Annotated in this window: 12 protein-coding genes; 5 read left to right on the top strand and 7 right to left on the bottom strand. The window is 34.7% G+C overall.

Features of this window, described 5'->3' with window-relative positions; all coding sequences use genetic code 11:
* The first annotated feature begins 216 nt into the window (after positions 1-216).
* Together LL966_RS11540 and LL966_RS11535 are read left to right on the top strand one after the other, a co-directional pair.
* On the top strand, positions 217-1854 hold the full coding sequence (locus tag LL966_RS11540; RefSeq protein ID WP_229353319.1) for a S8 family peptidase: 1638 nt from the start codon (positions 217-219) through the stop codon (positions 1852-1854).
* Positions 1855-1919: 65 nt separating this feature from the next.
* Positions 1920-3800: a M1 family metallopeptidase gene (locus LL966_RS11535; RefSeq protein WP_229353318.1), complete on the top strand. Its 1881-nt coding sequence runs from the start codon at positions 1920-1922 to the stop codon at positions 3798-3800.
* Positions 3801-4298: 498 nt separating this feature from the next.
* Here LL966_RS11535 and LL966_RS11530 read toward each other — a convergent pair whose 3' ends face one another.
* Entirely contained in the window at positions 4299-5237 is a 939-nt protein-coding gene (locus LL966_RS11530) for an L-threonine 3-dehydrogenase (protein WP_229353317.1), read from the bottom strand.
* 310 nt (positions 5238-5547) lie between these two features.
* Between LL966_RS11530 and LL966_RS11525 the strand changes: the two genes are divergently transcribed.
* A complete protein-coding gene (locus tag LL966_RS11525) occupies positions 5548-6162 on the top strand; it encodes a hypothetical protein (RefSeq protein WP_229353315.1) in 615 nt (204 codons plus the stop codon).
* Positions 6155-9520: a transcription-repair coupling factor gene (gene mfd, locus LL966_RS11520; RefSeq protein WP_229353313.1), complete on the top strand. Its 3366-nt coding sequence runs from the start codon at positions 6155-6157 to the stop codon at positions 9518-9520. The genes LL966_RS11525 and mfd overlap by 8 nt, the downstream gene beginning before the upstream one ends.
* A gap of 69 nt (positions 9521-9589) precedes the next feature.
* Here the strand turns inward: mfd and LL966_RS11515 are convergent, their stop codons facing one another.
* Positions 9590-10096 (bottom strand): DUF6169 family protein, encoded by a 507-nt coding sequence (locus LL966_RS11515; protein WP_229353312.1) that lies wholly within the window; start codon positions 10094-10096, stop codon positions 9590-9592.
* Positions 10080-10229 (bottom strand): hypothetical protein, encoded by a 150-nt coding sequence (locus LL966_RS11510; RefSeq protein WP_229353311.1) that lies wholly within the window; start codon positions 10227-10229, stop codon positions 10080-10082. The genes LL966_RS11515 and LL966_RS11510 overlap by 17 nt, the downstream gene beginning before the upstream one ends.
* A gap of 180 nt (positions 10230-10409) precedes the next feature.
* Between LL966_RS11510 and LL966_RS11505 the strand changes: the two genes are divergently transcribed.
* Positions 10410-10964 carry a DUF5683 domain-containing protein gene (locus LL966_RS11505; protein WP_229353310.1) on the top strand — a complete coding sequence of 185 codons (555 nt, stop codon included), beginning with the start codon at positions 10410-10412 and terminating at the stop codon, positions 10962-10964.
* A 94-nt stretch (positions 10965-11058) separates the two neighbouring features.
* Here LL966_RS11505 and LL966_RS11500 read toward each other — a convergent pair whose 3' ends face one another.
* The 4 genes from LL966_RS11500 to LL966_RS11485 form a co-directional block, all read right to left on the bottom strand.
* Positions 11059-13206 carry a glycoside hydrolase family 97 protein gene (locus tag LL966_RS11500; RefSeq protein WP_229354099.1) on the bottom strand — a complete coding sequence of 716 codons (2148 nt, stop codon included), beginning with the start codon at positions 13204-13206 and terminating at the stop codon, positions 11059-11061.
* A gap of 80 nt (positions 13207-13286) precedes the next feature.
* Entirely contained in the window at positions 13287-14669 is a 1383-nt protein-coding gene (locus tag LL966_RS11495) for an alpha-amylase family glycosyl hydrolase (RefSeq protein WP_229353309.1), read from the bottom strand.
* Between the two features lie 97 nt (positions 14670-14766).
* On the bottom strand, positions 14767-15846 hold the full coding sequence (locus LL966_RS11490) for a SusE domain-containing protein (protein ID WP_229353308.1): 1080 nt from the start codon (positions 15844-15846) through the stop codon (positions 14767-14769).
* Between the two features lie 13 nt (positions 15847-15859).
* Entirely contained in the window at positions 15860-17368 is a 1509-nt protein-coding gene (locus LL966_RS11485) for a RagB/SusD family nutrient uptake outer membrane protein (protein ID WP_229353306.1), read from the bottom strand.
* Between the last annotated feature and the right edge of the window lie 6 nt (positions 17369-17374).

Here is a 17374-nt window from a genome sequence, read left to right as displayed (position 1 = left end):
ATAAAAAATATTTTGTGGAAGAAAAATAATACGGAACCAGTCTATTGTTTTTTTAATCAGATTAGTTCTAAAAAATTGATTTCTAAAGAATTGTGTGGTCTTTGAGACGTGATAATTTTGGTCAAAATTTCATAACACATTGTTAACAGTTAGTTTTTTGTAACAAAAAATCATAATTTAGACCCATCTTTTAACTTTACTTATATTTATAGATAGATGAGTCATATAAAACCTCTTAAATTATCTGCTTTTGCATTACTTGTTTTAGCAGGCTGCAGCGCAAGTTTGCAAGCGCAAAATTCAGTGCCAAAACAGCCAATTGTTGCTCCGTTAGCAGTTGTAAAAAAAGCACCAGTTAGTGAAAATGAATTAAAAAGATGGAGTCACCTAGATTTGGTAAAAGATTCTATTCCGGGAATGAGTGTTGATAGAGCTTGGGCTGAATTACTTCAAGGAAAAAAAGGACAGAAAGTAATTGTAGGTATCGTAGACTCTGGTGTAGATATCGAGCACGAAGATCTTAAAGGAATGATCTGGACAAATACTAAAGAAATTCCAGGAAACGGAATCGACGATGATAAAAACGGATTTATCGATGACGTTCACGGATGGAATTTTCTTGGAGATGCAGTACACGAAAATCTTGAAATGACACGTGTTGTTAAAAAAGGTGATGACGGTTCTGCTCAATACAAAGAAGCTTTAGCGCAATATACTGAAAAGTATGAGGAAGCTTTACAAGATAAGAAGCAGGTAGATCGTTTATTAGATATTCATAATACTGTTAAAAAAGCTCTTAATAAAACAGATTATAAATTAGAAGATTTAAGTTCTATTAATTCTACTGATCCAAAAGTTTTAGAAAGCAAAAGAATTATGACTCAGATTTTTACAAATGCTGGTCCAACTTTCAATCCTGAAGCTGATTTTGGAGAATACAAAGATCAAGTTTACGATCAGTTAAATTACAATCTAAACAAAGATTTTGACGGAAGAAAAATCGTAGGTGATAATCCAGAAGATATTAAAAACACGAAATACGGAAATAACGTTGTTTTTGGTCCAGATAAAGAAAAAGCACTTCATGGAACTCACGTTGCCGGAATTATTGCTCAAATTAGAGGAAATAATTTAGGTGGAGACGGAGTTGCTTCTCCAAATGTTGAGATTTTAACAGTTAGAGCGGTGCCAGATGGAGACGAATATGATAAAGATATTGCATTGGCAATTCGTTATGCAGTAGATAATGGCGCAAAAGTAATTAACGGAAGTTTCGGAAAAAGCTTTTCTCCGCACAAACAATGGGTTTACGATGCTATTAAATATGCCGCTAAAAAAGACGTTTTAATCGTTCACGCAGCAGGAAATGACGGATACAATATTGATGAAACAAAAAACATTAATTATCCAAATGACTCAGAAGACAACGTAAAAGAATTTGCAGACAATGTAATTACCATTGGAGCAATTAATAAAGAATATGGCGAAACGGTTGTGGCACCATTTTCAAACTTTGGAAAAATCAACGTAGACGTTTTTGCACCAGGTGAAGAAATTTACGCAACAGTTCCAAACAACCAATACAAATATTTGCAAGGAACTTCAATGGCGTCTCCAAATGCGGCTGGTGTAGCAGCATTGATTCGTTCATACTATCCGAAATTAAAAGCAGCTCAAGTTAAAAAGATTTTAATGGATTCTGGAGTAGCGCTTCCTTCAAAGGTTGTTCTTGGAAAAAGTGAAAATCCGCAAGAAAAACCAGTTGCTGTTTCTTCAGCAGAATCATCAAAAACAGCAAAAATGGTAAATGCTTATAACGCTTTATTAATGGCTGAAAAGATGTCTAAAAAATAAAGAATAATACACTATTAACCTAATGGAAGAGTCAACGCTCTTCCATTTTCTATTACATATCTACAATGCGAAAAATTATTTTACTTTCTTTCCTAAGTTTGGGTTTTAGTTCCGCTTTTGCACAAAGTGCCCCATATTGGCAACAACATGCCGATTATAAAATGGAGGTTGCAATGGATGTAAAAAACTATCAATACAAAGGGAAACAAGAATTAGTTTATACCAATAATTCTCCGGATACTTTAAAAAAGGTATTCTATCATTTATTTCCAAATGCTTTCCAGCCAGGAAGCGAAATGGATGCTCGTTTGCACTTTATCAAAGATCCAGATGGTAGAATGGTAAACAAAGTAAAAGGTGCTGATGGAAAAGAAGTAAAACAAAGTCGTATTGAAACTTTAAAACCAAATGAAATTGGGTTCTTAAAAATTACAAATTTCAAACAAGATGGTGCTGCTGCTCAAACAAGAGTTTCGGGAACTATTTTGGAAGTGACTTTGGCGAAACCAATTTTACCAAATTCTAAATCTACTTTCACATTAGATTTCGACGGACAAGTGCCGGTTCAAGTTCGTCGTTCTGGAAGAAACAATAGTGAAGGAATTGAACTTTCAATGTCGCAATGGTATCCAAAATTAGCCGAATTTGATTTCGAAGGATGGCACGCAGATCCATATATTGCAAGAGAGTTTCACGGAGTTTGGGGTAATTTTGATGTAAAAATTACAATCGACAAAGAATACACGATTGGAGGTTCGGGATATTTACAAGACAAAAATGCAATCGGACACGGTTATGAAGATGAAGGCGTAACTGTTGCATATCCTAAAAAAGCAAAAACATTAACATGGCATTTTATTGCACCAAATGTTCACGATTTTACTTGGGCAGCAGACAAAGATTATGCACATGATATTGTAAAAGGACCAAACGATGTCGATTTGCATTTCTTCTACAAAAACACGCCAAAAGTAGCCGAAAACTGGAAACAGTTAGAGCCGCTAATGGTAAAAGTTATGGAGTATTACAACCAAAGAGTTGGAGCATATCCGTACAAACAATACTCATTTATTCAAGGCGGAGACGGTGGAATGGAGTATGCAATGTGTACTTTAATGTTAGGAAACGGAACTCTTGAAGGAATTCTTGGAACTGCAACTCACGAATTAGGACACTCTTGGTTTCAGCATATTTTGGCTTCAAACGAATCAAAACATCCTTGGATGGATGAAGGTTTTACAACGTACATCGAAGACAGTGCTTTGAATGAATTAAAAGGCGACAAAAAAGAAGTGAATCCGTTTAAAGGAAATTATGCGGCGTATTACAGTTTGGTAAATTCTGGTAAAGAGCAGCCGCAAAGCACGCACGGAGATCGCTATGACGAAAACCGTCCGTACAGTATTTCGTCTTACATTAAAGGAAGTCTTTTCCTTTCTCAATTAGAATATGTAATCGGGAAAGAAAATGTAGATGCAACTTTAAAAAGATATTTCAACGATTTCAAATTCAAGCATCCAACTCCAAATGATATCAAAAGATCTGCAGAAAGAGTTTCTGGCGCCGAGTTAGATTGGTATTTAACAGATTGGACACAAACATTAAATACGATCGATTACGGAATCAAAGATGTTGCGGATAATGCAGGAAAAACAACTGTAACTTTAGAAAGAATCGGAAGAATGCCGATGCCAATTGATTTAAAAGTAGATTATACAGACGGAACTTCTGAAACGTTTTATATTCCGTTAAGAATGATGAATTTCATTAAACCGAATCCAAATCCAAATACAAAAAGAACAGTTTTAGAAGATTGGGCTTGGGCACAACAAAACTATAGTTTTACAATTGACAAAAACAAAACAGCAATCAAAAAAATCACTATCGATCCAAGCGGATTAATGGCTGATGTAAAACAAGCAAATAATGTTTTTGAAGTGAAGTAATCTTTAAAAATAACAATTTAAAAAAGTCCCGTTTAAGAAATTGACGGGACTTTTTATTTTAATGATCAGGAGCACGACAAAATGCATTTTAATAAACATGGTTTCCCGCTCTCGGCTATATCTCGCTGTTGCCCGACGTCGGGCCAGCAAGGATACCGCCTCCATCGGGGCTAGATACAAACAATTGGCTTCTTTTAAAGATTTAGATTTAGGTTTTTGTTCAAAACATTCTATTCTTGTCATTTCGACTGAAAGGAGAAATCACACTCGTGAATCCGCAAAGAGAATCGTCAATCTTTGTCGAGTTTCTAGTGCGATTTCTCCTTTCAGTCGAAATGACAAACTAATAAAACTTTAATTGCCTCCAGTTTTAGCTGGAGGAATAATATTTGAATTGAAAAGGGCTTTAGCCAAACCGTGACAGTTTTAGCTAAAGCCCTTTTTGTTGAATTCATTTTTACATCCAGCTAAAGCTGGACGCTATTCAATTTTATTGATCTAACTCAAATGCTCAATCATATCTTTAGTCATAGATTCCAAATCAAATTTATGATTCCATCCCCAATCTTCTCTTGCAGAACTGTCATCAATACTTGCTGGCCAGCTGTCCGCAATTTTCTGACGGAAATCTGGATTATAAGTAATCTCGAATTCAGGAATATGTTTTTTAATTTCTGCAGCAATTTCAGTCGGAGTAAAACTCATCGCAGCTAAATTATAAGAAGAATGAATTTTGATTTCTTCAACAGGCGCTTTCATAATGTTTATTGTCGCATCAATCGCATCATCCATATACATCATCGGCATTTTAGTTTCTGATGATAAAAAGCATTCGTATTTTTTGTCAGCAATTGCTTTGTAGAAAATATCAACAGCATAATCTGTTGTTCCGCCGCCTGGAGGTGTAGACCAGCTAATTAAACCAGGGTAACGAATACTGCGTACATCAACGCCATAAATATTATGATAGTATTCGCACCATCTTTCTCCTGCTTGTTTACTAATTCCGTAAACAGTTGAAGGTTCCATTACGGTATATTGAGGCGTATTTTCTTTTGGGGTCGTTGGTCCGAAAACGGCAATACTCGATGGCCAGAAGATTTTCTTAATTTTTTTTGCTTTCGCTAAATTCAAGACATGAAAAAGCGAATTCATATTTAAATCCCAAGCAAATGCAGGATTTTTTTCGGCGGTAGCAGACAAAAGTGCCGCCATTAAATAAACATCTGTAATTTGATGTACTTCTACCAGATGTTCGATTTGATTAAAATCTAAAGCATTGACCACTTCAAAAGGTCCTGAGTTTACAACATCAGTATTTAATTTACGAATATCAGAAGCGATAACATTTTCTGTTCCGTATATTTTGCGCAGCTTTTGGGTCAGTTCTGTTCCAATTTGACCGCAAGCGCCAATGATCAATATTTTTGGATTCATTTCTTAATGATTTTTAGAGAAACAAATATAACGTTTTCGCAATTACGTATGCTTTTTTGAATCATAAATTATTAATTCAATAATGAAAAAGTTTGTTTGTTGGATAATTCTCTTTTAAGAGTGTGTCTTTGTGCCTTTTTTAAAATCCTTGAAAAAGCGCATTTTTATTGAGAAACTGCAAAAGAAAATAATTTTTAAAGTGTTTAAATTAAATCAAAAAAATAACAATCATTTACCGAATCTTTAGCAACAATCAGAATTCGTAATTGTAAATTTACTTTGTAACTTTGTAGCTTAATGTTTTTATCAAATGAAATATAAAATATCTCTTTTTCTGCTTTTGACAGCTGTATTGTTTTCTTGCCAAAATGAAGACGAAAAACGCCGTGCAGAAAATGCCAAAGAAGCTAAAAAGAAAGAAGCTATTTTTAATAATATAAATAAAGGCTGGACGTTTATAGATGAGCCGATTAATGAAATTTCAGAATCGCAATTAAATTCATGGACAGAATGGCGTGAATTTATGAAGGAAATCGGAGATAAGCCAAGAAAAACAATTGGAGCTTTTCAGAAGAAATCGGCAGCGATTTCTAAAAAAGCGATGGCTTTAAATAATAGTATTCCAACAGAATTTAGCCAGCCAGCTATAAAAAGCCGTATTTCCATTTTAATTACTAAAATCAAAATGCTGGATTTGTTTATCCATTTGAATAAAATTCCAGATGATAAAGTGGTTTTTTGGGTTCAAGAAATCAATAAAGAACTGATTTCATTAGAACGACAAATGGATAAAATTGTGGAAAGAGCTAAAGTTCCAAAAGAAGAAGGAGAAGAAGATTTTCTTCGAATGTTAGATACGGCACGCGCAATTCCAAATGCTGTTGCGCCGCCTCAAATAGATCAAAAAGTACCTAGACTTGAGTAAAAACGCCTTATATACAACCTACGATAATCTGCCGAAAGCGCAGCAGATTGCTACAAATTTACTGGAAGGAAATCAGATAAAAATGAACATCAGCGGATTGTTAGGATCTGCAGTTTCATTTATAATTCGTTCCGTTTTTAAGAAAACAGAATTGCCTTTTTTAATTGTTTTAGACAATAAAGAAGAGGCTGCCTATTACTTGAACGATTTGGAACAGATGATTGGAGAGCAAGATGTTTTGTTTTATCCTGCCTCATTTCGTCGTCCTTACCAAATTGGTGAAACCGATAATGCTAATGTGCTGCTTCGCGCTGAGGTTTTAAATAGAATCAATTCAAGAAAAAAACCGGCAGTTATTGTTACTTACCCTGAAGCGCTTTTTGAAAAAGTAGTTACCAGAAAAGAACTCGATAAAAACACTTTAAAAGTAGCTTTAAACGACAAAATTTCGATCGATTTTATCAACGAAGTTTTGTTCGAATACGAGTTTAAAAGAGTCGATTTTATTACGGAACCTGGCGAATTTTCGGTTCGTGGAGGAATTGTCGATGTATTCTCGTTTTCAAACGATCATCCTTACAGAATTGAGTTTTTTGGAAATGAAGTGGACAGTATCAGAACTTTTGATGTGGAAACGCAGTTATCGGTTCAGACTCATAAAAAAATTACGATTATTCCCAATGTGGAGAACAAGCTTTTTCAGGAAAATCGAGAGAGTTTTTTAGATTATATTGCCGAAAAAACAGTTGTTTTTATTCAAAATACCGAAGGACTTTTTAGTCAGTTAGACAAACAGTTTGCAAGGGCAGAAGAAGCTTTTGAGAAATTGTCGAAAGAAATAAAACATGCCAGGCCAGAACAATTGTTTTTAAATCAGGCATCATTTATAAAAAGATCTTTAGACTTTTCAGTTGTAGAATTGGCTTCAAGACCAGTTTATAAAACCACTAAAAAGTTTGAATTCCATATTCAGCCTCAGCCTTCTTTCAATAAACAATTTGATTTGCTGCTGAATAATTTAAGCGAAAATCATTTTAACGGATATGTTAATTATCTATTTTGTTCGAATGAAACGCAGGCTAAAAGGTTTCATGATATTTTTGAATCTCTAGACGAAGCAAATTCAGAAAATATTAGAAAACAATATCATACGATTGTATTGCCTCTTTATCAGGGTTTTATTGATGAAGAAAATCAAATAACAGCGTATACCGATCATCAGATTTTTGAACGTTATCATAAATTCAACATCAAAAATGGCTATTCTAAAAAGCAAAATATTACGCTTAAAGAATTAACGGCACTTTCGGTTGGCGATTATGTAACACACATCGATCACGGAATTGGAAAGTTTGGCGGATTGCAGAAAATTCAGGTAGAAGGAAAAATGCAGGAAGCCATAAAATTGGTTTATGCCGATAATGATATTGTGTATGTAAGTATTCACTCGCTTCATAAAATTTCAAAATACAACGGAAAAGACGGAACACCTCCAAAAATATACAAATTAGGATCGAACGCTTGGAAGATTTTAAAACAGAAAACCAAAGCGCGTGTTAAGCATATTGCGTTCAACTTGATTCAGTTGTATGCCAAACGAAGATTGGAAAAAGGTTTTCAATTTGCGCCTGATAGTTATCTTCAAAACGAATTAGAAAGTTCGTTTATTTACGAAGATACTCCCGATCAAACCAAATCGACAGCAGAAGTAAAAGCCGATATGGAAAGCGATCGTCCAATGGATCGTTTGGTTTGTGGCGACGTTGGTTTTGGAAAAACAGAAGTTGCCATTCGTGCCGCGTTTAAAGCGGTTGACAATAGTAAACAAGTTGCGGTTTTAGTTCCGACAACTATTTTGGCTTATCAGCATTATAGAACTTTCTCAGAACGTCTGAAAGATATGCCGGTTACAATTGGCTATTTAAACCGATTTAGGACTGCAAAACAAAAAACACAGACTTTAAAAGATTTAGCCGAAGGAAAACTGGATATTGTCATTGGAACACATCAATTGGTAAACAAAAATGTAGTTTTTAAAGACTTAGGTTTATTGATTGTCGATGAGGAACAAAAGTTTGGTGTTAACGTAAAAGATAAATTGAAAACTATTGCGGCCAATGTCGACACATTGACATTAACAGCAACGCCAATTCCGAGAACGCTTCAGTTTTCGTTAATGGCAGCTCGTGATTTATCTGTAATTACAACACCTCCACCAAACCGTTATCCTATTGAAACAAATGTGGTCGGTTTTAATGAAGAGATTATTCGTGATGCGATTTCGTATGAAATTCAAAGAAACGGACAGGTTTTCTTTATCAATAACCGAATCGAAAATATAAAAGAAGTCGCAGGAATGATTCAGCGTTTGGTTCCAAATGCAAGAGTCGGAATTGGTCACGGACAAATGGACGGTGCCAAACTAGAAGAATTGATGTTAGGTTTTATGAACGGAGATTTTGATGTTTTGGTTGCAACCACAATTATCGAAAGTGGTTTGGATGTTCCAAATGCCAACACGATTTTCATTAATAATGCGAATAATTTCGGACTTTCAGATTTGCACCAAATGCGCGGTCGAGTAGGGCGTAGCAATAAAAAAGCATTCTGTTACTTTATTTGTCCGCCGTATTCATCCATGACCGAAGATGCCAGAAAACGTATTCAGGCTTTGGAGCAATTCAGCGAATTAGGAAGCGGTTTCAACATTGCAATGAAAGATTTGGAGATTCGTGGAGCTGGAGATTTATTAGGTGGAGAACAAAGCGGTTTTATTAATGAAATCGGTTTTGATACGTACCAAAAAATCATGAATGAAGCGATTGAGGAATTGAAGGAAAACGAATTCAAAGATTTATATCCTGAAGAAAATGATATTGATACTAAAGAATACGTAAAAGACATTCAAATCGATGCCGATTTTGAGCTTTTATTCCCAGATGAATATATCAATAATGTTTCTGAACGTTTGGTTTTATACAACGAATTGGGAGCGATAAAAGACGAAGCTGGATTACAAGAATTCGAGAAAAAACTAATTGACCGTTTCGGACCATTACCAAAACAAGCGGTTTCTTTATTAAACAGTATCAGAATAAAATGGATCGCAACCAAAGTCGGAATCGAGAAATTGGTTTTGAAACAAGGTAAAATGATTGGCTATTTTGTATCCGATCAGCAATCTGATTATTACCAATCTTCTAAGTTTAGAAATGTTTTGAGTTTTATTCAAAAACATAGCAATCTTTGCAAAATGAAAGAAAAACAAACTGTAAACGGATTACGTTTGTTATTGACTTTTGAAAATGTGAAGTCGATTAAACGTGCGCTGGAATTGATGGAATTGTTTGAGGAGTAAAATTTATTTAGTTTTTTAAAATAATGAAACCGATATATAGAAGTATATCGGTTTTATCATTAATTGGAACTATGGCTTTTCTCCATCTAATGCATTCCTAATATTATTAAATGCTATTTTTATGTTTTCAATATTGCGATTATCTTTATGAAACATCAAAGAAGTATAAAGCTTAATCTTTTCATTATCAGAATCAAATTCTATAATATTATTAAGCTTTGTTATATGACCTGTCATTGAGCTATTATTGTACCATCTATCAAAAGCAGAAAATCTCTGAAAGGCTTTTTTGTCATTATCATCACAAATATAAATCAATGCATCTTCAATACTTTCAAAAAAAGAAATTATAATATTTTTGATTGTTTCTGAAACCTTTCTATCATAAAAAGCAGGTTTAGTGCCAATTTTATCAATCGTAATTTGATAGATATTTCCGAGTTTTTTGTCATCACTAATACATGATTCTAAAGTGAAATCCTCATAAAAGGCAACTCTGTATTCAATCTCCCTTATTGTAAAAAAACTATAATAACCAGAGTCAGCGTTAAAAGTATAATTATATCGTTTTAACAAGCTTGATACCTTTTGAAGTTAAGGTTTCGATCGATGCTGTTCCTTGTAAAAAAGAACGCACAGCAATTTTATCTTCTCTCATTTTGATAATTGCAGCTTTAATGACTTCTTTATTTACTGTTGTAGATTTCATAATGCAAAGTAACAGATTTAAGTTGAATATTGCAAAAATTGTAGTATTATTTTTATTTTTAATGCATATATGATTGAGTACTAGGCTAATTAAAAATTGGCTTTTATTTATCTATAATTTAAGAAAATTCTTAGAACTAAAAAGTTTTCTTTGAAACAAATATTTAAAAGAAAACTTTATATGCAGAATCAATTCATACTTCTATTATTATTTTTGGGATTAACTTCAGTATTTGCTCAAGAAAAAACACAAATCATTTTAAAAGACACTTTTAAATCGGAAGAAATTGATCCGCTTCGTCCTGCAAAAGCTGCATTTTATTCTGGAGTTCTTCCTGGTTTAGGACAGATTTATAATAAAAAATACTGGAAAGTTCCTTTGGTTTATGGTGCAATTGGTACAAGTGCCTATTTATACATTGATAATCAGAAAAATTATAATGTTTATAGGGATGAATATAAAAACAGATTGGAAGGAATCAAGAGTGATTCTCAATTTTTAGCAAATTTAAGTGAAAGCCAATTAATTTCTGCTCAAAAAATATATCAGAGAAATAGAGATTTATCAGCCTTATTTATCGTTGGATTTTATGTCTTAAATATTATAGATGCCAATATTGATGCGGCACTTTCACAATTTAATGTAGATGAAAAATTGGCATTTAAGCCTGCTGTCATTAAAAACGATATCACATTAAAGAATGATTTTGGGGTTGTGCTCAATTATTCTTTCTAAAAAAAATATTGCCACGAATTTCACGAATTTACACAAATTCATTTTAGAGAATTATAATTGGTGTAAATTAGTAAAATTCGTGGCAAAAAAATATTTATAATTTCTTCATTCCCTTTAACTCGGCAGCACTTCCTTCTTTAATACTAATGGCAACTCCACCGCCATAAGCTAAATACTGTTTCAATTTGCTTTTTGAGTTTACGATAACTTTAGAAACCGTATACTTTTGCGGATTTTGATTCCAATTAGCATCTTTTGCGTCAGCATAAATTGTGGCAACGAAATTTTTTCCTGCAGGTAAATAATCAAAAGAAATGTTGGCAGTTCTTGCATTTTCATCTGTAATTCCGCCAATAAACCATTCGTTTTTACCTTTTGCTTTACGGGCAATCGTGATATAATCTCCAGGTTCTGCTTCTAGAATATAACTATTATCCCAATCAATCGCTACGTCCTTAATGAACTGAAAAGCATCTGGAAAACGCTCGTAATTCCCAGGAATATCAGCCGCCATTTGCAACGGACTGTACATCGTAACATAATATGCCAATTGTTTTACCAAAGTAGTATTTACGCGTTGCGTACTTCCTGTTCCATAATACGAAAGATCAGTTTGGAAAATTCCAGGTGTGTAATCCATCGGACCTCCCATTAATCTTGTAAATGGCAAAATTGTCGTATGATCTGGCGCTAAACCTCCCATAGATTCGAACTCCGTTCCACGAGCAGATTCCTGAGCAATCCAGTTTGGAAAAGTACGGTTTAAACCCGTTGGGCGAACCGCTTCGTGACTATTCACCATAATTTTATAATCAGCAGCACGTTTGGCAACATTGATATAATGATTCACCATCCATTGTCCGTCATGATGTTCACCACGCGGAATAATCTGACCTACATAACCTGTTTTTACGGCATCATAACCATTATCATTCATAAACTGAAAGGCGCGATCTAAACGACGTTCGTAATTGGTTGCAGATCCTGATGTTTCGTGGTGCATAATAATTTTCACTCCTTTTGAAGCCGCATAAGCATGAACCGCTTTAACATCAAAATCTGGGTAAGCTGTTACATAATCAAAAACATCTTCTTTCCAGTTGCCAATCCAGTCTTCCCAGCCAATGTTCCATCCTTCGATAAGAATCGCATCAAAACCATTTTTAGAAGCAAAATCGATGTATTCTTTTGCACGTTCTGTAGTGGCTCCGTGTTTTCCGTTTGGTGTAAGTTTCGTAAAGTCATCCGTCATTTTTACGTTGTTTTCTTTTCCGAAAGCCCATGTGCTTTTTCCAGCAACAAAATATTCCCACCAAATTCCGATGTATTTCACAGGTTTAATCCAAGAAACATCTTTATAACTTGTTGGTTCATTAAGATTCAAAATTAATTTTGAAGCCAAAATATCAGTTGCTTTATCACTTACTACAATAGTTCTCCAAGGTGTTTGCGCATCGGTCTGCATATAACCTTTTGCGCCAACTGCATCTGGCGCTAAATGACTTACCATTTTATTGGTTTTAGCATCAACTTCAAGATACATTGCCGGATAATTGATTAACCCCGCTTCGTGAATGTTGATGTATAAACCGTCATCAGATTTCATCATTGAAGGCGTTTGCACAGAAAGTGCTGCGATTGGCTGCTGTGCATTAATTTCAATTGTTGCCTTTTTCATCAAAGAAGGAATTTCTGAAATCTTTGAAGTCGTATAAGCGTATTCATTAGTGTCATAATCTCCTGGAATCCAGAAAATTTTATGGTTTCCTGCCAATTGAAATTCTGTGCGTTCTTCTTTAATTACAAAATAACTCAGCTCATCTTGTTTTGGGAATTCATATCTAAATCCTAATCCGTCGTTGAATAAACGGAAACGAATACGAATAAATCTATTGTTGTTTTTCGCTTGCGCTAAAGTGACAACCAATTCGTTATAATGATTGCGAATTGTTTTTTCTTCTCCTAAAACCGGATTCCAATTTTCATCAACAGAAGTTTGTTTTGTGTTTGAAACGGTAAAACCATCCATAAACGAAGCTCTGTTTTGAAGTTCTAAACCTAATGAACTTGGCTTAATAACTGCTTTCTGTTTGTATGATAATTGGTAAGACGGAATGCCGCCCTTTTTTAATTCAAATTTTAAAGTTAGATTTTTGTCTGGCGAAGTTATTTCTTGTGCTTTAAGCGAAAATACACTTAGGACTACAAAAAATAAAAGCGCTGTTTTTTTGTTCAAACGCATTTGAAGCAATGATTTTTGGAATTGAAAATTCATGTTATTTTATTTTGTTGCAAATTTAGTCTTTAAAGTTGCTGTGAGAGTTAATTTTTCAATACTAAATATTGAAAAGGTTGAAGTGCTACATCAGAACCTACTGTGACTGTAGCACCTGTAAAAGCATCTTTCCAGTTTCCTTTTAATGTTGAAGGAATCAGATGTTTAACCGTTGAGCCTGTTAAATTAGAAAGAACAAAAACTTTTTCGGCATCTTTTATCATCGTGAAAGCACTTACGGCATTACTGCTGTAACCTGTAAATTCTCCTGTTTTAATTGCGTTGCTTGTGTTTCTGAAAGCAATGATTTTTTTGTATTCCGCCAGCATCGAAGCATCAGCAGTTGACCAATCGATTGGAGTTTTAGCGAAATAATTTAATCTTTTGTCGTAACCAATTTCCTGTCCGTTGTAAATCATTGGAATTGATTTTAAATAAGCCGCTACAACAAACATTGCTACAGATCCTTTTTTTCCTCCAAAAAGTTCTAGTGGAGTTCCGTCCGAAAGATTTACGTCGTGATTGCTTGTATAACGAACCACTTTATTTGATGGATCGTAAACGTTGGCATATTCTGTTGCGTTCGAATCCTGAATCGTTGTTGCAGGTTTATTTTCTTTAAAAAGCTGTTCGATTGTATAAAAGAAATTGAAACCAAAAGTAAAATCAAAACCTGAAGCAAAATGATTGTATTTTGAACCTTCAGCCAGCATTAAAATTTCTTGATTCTTTTTGATTTTTCTTAATTTGGTAATGGCATCTGACCAGAAATTGTTTGGGACAAAATCAGCATAATCGCATCTAAAACCATCAATATTGGCGTTGTAAACCCAATAAGACATAGCGTCGATCATAGCGTCTTTCATTTCAGTATTATTGAAATTTAATTGTGCAACGTCATTATAATTTGTTCCTGGAGGAATAATAATATTTCCGTTTGCATCTTGCTGATACCAGTTTTTATGCTGTGTAATCCAAGCATTATCCCAAGCGGTATGATTGGCAACCCAATCAAGAATAACAGCCATATTTTTTTTGTGCGCTTCTTCAACCAAAGTCTGAAGATCTTGTAAAGTTCCGAAATCTGGATTTACAGCTTTATAATCTTTTACGGCGTAAGGAGATCCTAATTCGCCAGTTGCTCTTTCTTTCCCAACAGGAAAAATAGGCATCAAATAAATGACATTTGCACCCAATTCTTGTATTTGAGTTAATCTATCCTGAACGCCTTTCAAATTTCCTGCTTGACTAAAAGCACGAATGTTTACCTGATAAATTATGGCATCTTCTTTCTTTGGCATTTTATCAAAAGGAGCGCCGTATTGTGTATAAGGAGATGGCGGAGTTTTGTTTTCGTCATCAGAAGAACTGCACGAAACAAAAGCTAAGGCAAGCAATAATCCGTAAACGATTTTTATATTGAATTTCATGATTTTACTTTTTTATGTTTTTAAATGGCTGAAAAGTAACCTGCCTTTCGAAGTAAAAAGGCAGGTAAACTCAAACCAAACTAAACTTAATTTTTATCTATTTTTTTGTGATGGTATACGTTAGCGTTTGAGGATATCCAAGACTTGCAGGATCTACATCATTGATCTTCATTGTGATTTCGTAAGTACCACCTTCACCAATATAGTGCGCTCCTGGATCATCTAAATAAGCGATTCCGTCTGTTGCATTCTTAGATCCGTAATTGATTGTCCAGCTATTGTTCAATCTGAATTTTACGTTTCCAGGAACTAAAACAGCAGTCACTTTCCAAGTTTTGGTCTGATGATCGTAATTCATTGGCGTACTGTTATCCCAGCTTCCAGAAGTTGCGTCACCTACAATTCCCCAAGAATAAGGAGTTGCAGTCCATTTTAAAGTATTTAAATTCACTTTAATCTGATAAGAACCAGTAGCAGGAAGTTGAAAATCAGTATCACTCATGTTTTTCAAGTCACTATTTGTAGCACCTGCGCCATAAAATTGTGCCCAGTTTCTCTCAGTATTCAATTTGAATCCAAGTCCAGCTCCAACAGCAGCCGTCATATAACCTTGGTAAACACCTTTTTGAATTGCAGTTAAAACCGCGGCAGTTTCAATTCCCCAGCCTTGATAACTTCCTGGCATATAAATTTCACCAAAAACAACACTTTTTTCATAAGGCGTAATAGTTAAAGTAATTGGGTTAGAAAACACTTTACGATCCATAGCCGCTTCAACGCGAACGACTAATTTTCCTTCAACATCAATTGGAAGTCCTAAATCGACAGCAATTTTATTTAATTCCTGACCAATTAAAGTTTTGCTTAAAACATCTGTTCCAACTTCAATTCGTTTAGCTTTTTGCCAAGCATTTGCACCGCTTGTATCTCCAACCAAATCAAATTGAAGCGCATACGTTACAGGAGCTTCGATAGGAAAAGTAACTTCAGGCCATGAAACCAGTAAAACTTGATCGTCTGCAGTATCTTCTGTTAGAACAATTTTGCTAGATGAAACAGTAATTTCTGAAGGGAAATTAACAGCCTCTAGCGTTGTTAATTCGGCATCGCTGTCGCAGGATGAACCCAAGAACAGCAAACTGCCTAGTATGAATAATTTATTGATATATTTTTTCATGATAGTTTTGTTTTTAGTAACCAGGGTTTTGTTTTAATCCACGATTAGCATCTAAAGCTGAGGTTGGAATTGGGAACAATTTTCTGAATGCAGGAGACGCAGGTCTGAATTCGTTTGCCAATAAAAATTTGTCAAAACGAATCATATCTTGTCTTCTGTGACCTTCCCAGCTTAATTCAAATCCTCTTTCGTTATAAATCTCATCAAGAGAAGGATTATGATCTAAAGCACTTAATCCAGCACGCTGTCTGATTTGATCTATAAAAGGTTTTGCAGCTGCAGCATTTCCTAAACGAGCGTTACATTCTGCCATCATTAAAATTACATCGGCATATCTAAAAATAGGGAAGTCGTTAGAAGCTCCTCCACCGGTTCTTGGTGCAACTGGATAAAATTTCACATTACGAACTCCCGCCTGCGGATCTGCTCCTGGATTATCAAGTGAAGCCACATCAAGTGTGTAATTGAAACCGCCTGGCTGCTCTCCAAATAGATATTGTTTTCTACGAATATCATTCGCATCATATTTTAAGAAAAATGCTTTAGGAACAATTGTACCATTCCAACCGCTGAAACCAAACAAATTCTGAGCATGCGGACCATATAAACTTCGAACAGCATAAACATTACGGGAAACGATATCTAGTGTTGCATAAATTGGAAGAATAGTTTCATCTTCTGGAAGAACATCTCCGAATAACTCAAAATACTTACTTCCTAACGGATTTGCAGCATCTGTAGCGCCAGAGTGAAGCGTAAATCCGCCTTCGGCAACTTTGTTACAAGCCGCTAAAGCTTCGTTCCATTTTGGAGTTCCAGTATAAACTTGTGCATTCAAATACACTTTTGCTAGCAAAGTATAACCTGCCCATTTATTGAATCTTCCGTAGTAATTTCCGCCTCTTGTTCCTGATAATAAATCAACGTTTTCAGTCAATTCTTTTACAATAAAATCATAAACTTCTTTACGGCTTGATTGTGGAATTTTATCAACTGTAATATTATTATCTGTGAAGAAAGGAACATCTCCATAATCATCAATTAATAAATAATAAAAGAATGCTCTCAAAGTCTTAGCTTCGGCAATTTTTGAAGCATCGGCATTTGCTTTTTGCAATAAATCTACCGCTAAATTGGCATTGAAAATAGATTTGTAAAGCCAGTTCCATGTATTATTAATGATAAAGTCTGTTGGAAGCCATTCGTGTTTGTGCAAACGTGCAAAATCCATTTGCCAGTCACCTGTATTTCTGTGCGGAATAACCTGTTCATCAGAAGACATACAGTTCATGTCGTACCAGCCATTATCTGCACCAGCATAACCAACGCCACTTGCGCCGTCTCTAATAAATTCTCCTGGAACTTGTGCATATACATTTGCAAGGGCAATATCAGCTCCAGCAGGTGTTCCGTAAAAATCTTCTGCGGGATATTTATCGTACACATTTTCTTCGATATCTGTACAACTAAAAAGTGTCAAGAAACAAATGCTTCCTGTCAATACTATATTTTTGATTTTCATTTCTTT

Origin of the sequence: Flavobacterium chungbukense (assembly GCF_020805785.1) — a bacterium.
In the GTDB taxonomy this organism is placed as follows: Bacteria; Bacteroidota; Bacteroidia; order Flavobacteriales; family Flavobacteriaceae; genus Flavobacterium; species Flavobacterium chungbukense.
The sequence above is the reverse complement of the archived record's forward strand: the minus strand, read 5'-3'. Positions and strand labels throughout refer to the sequence as shown.

Excerpts from the sequence above, each read along its gene's own strand:
- LL966_RS11485 (WP_229353306.1), bottom strand. The coding sequence starts at position 17,368 with ATGAAAATCAAAAATATAGTATTGACAGGAAGCATTTGTTTCTTGACA.
- LL966_RS11540 (WP_229353319.1), top strand. The coding sequence starts at position 217 with ATGAGTCATATAAAACCTCTTAAATTATCTGCTTTTGCATTACTTGTT.
- LL966_RS11495 (WP_229353309.1), bottom strand. The coding sequence starts at position 14,669 with ATGAAATTCAATATAAAAATCGTTTACGGATTATTGCTTGCCTTAGCT.
- LL966_RS11525 (WP_229353315.1), top strand. The coding sequence starts at position 5,548 with ATGAAATATAAAATATCTCTTTTTCTGCTTTTGACAGCTGTATTGTTT.
- LL966_RS11505 (WP_229353310.1), top strand. The coding sequence starts at position 10,410 with ATGCAGAATCAATTCATACTTCTATTATTATTTTTGGGATTAACTTCA.
- LL966_RS11490 (WP_229353308.1), bottom strand. The coding sequence starts at position 15,846 with ATGAAAAAATATATCAATAAATTATTCATACTAGGCAGTTTGCTGTTC.
- LL966_RS11530 (WP_229353317.1), bottom strand. The coding sequence starts at position 5,237 with ATGAATCCAAAAATATTGATCATTGGCGCTTGCGGTCAAATTGGAACA.
- LL966_RS11510 (WP_229353311.1), bottom strand. The coding sequence starts at position 10,229 with ATGAAATCTACAACAGTAAATAAAGAAGTCATTAAAGCTGCAATTATC.
- LL966_RS11500 (WP_229354099.1), bottom strand. The coding sequence starts at position 13,206 with ATGCGTTTGAACAAAAAAACAGCGCTTTTATTTTTTGTAGTCCTAAGT.
- LL966_RS11535 (WP_229353318.1), top strand. The coding sequence starts at position 1,920 with ATGCGAAAAATTATTTTACTTTCTTTCCTAAGTTTGGGTTTTAGTTCC.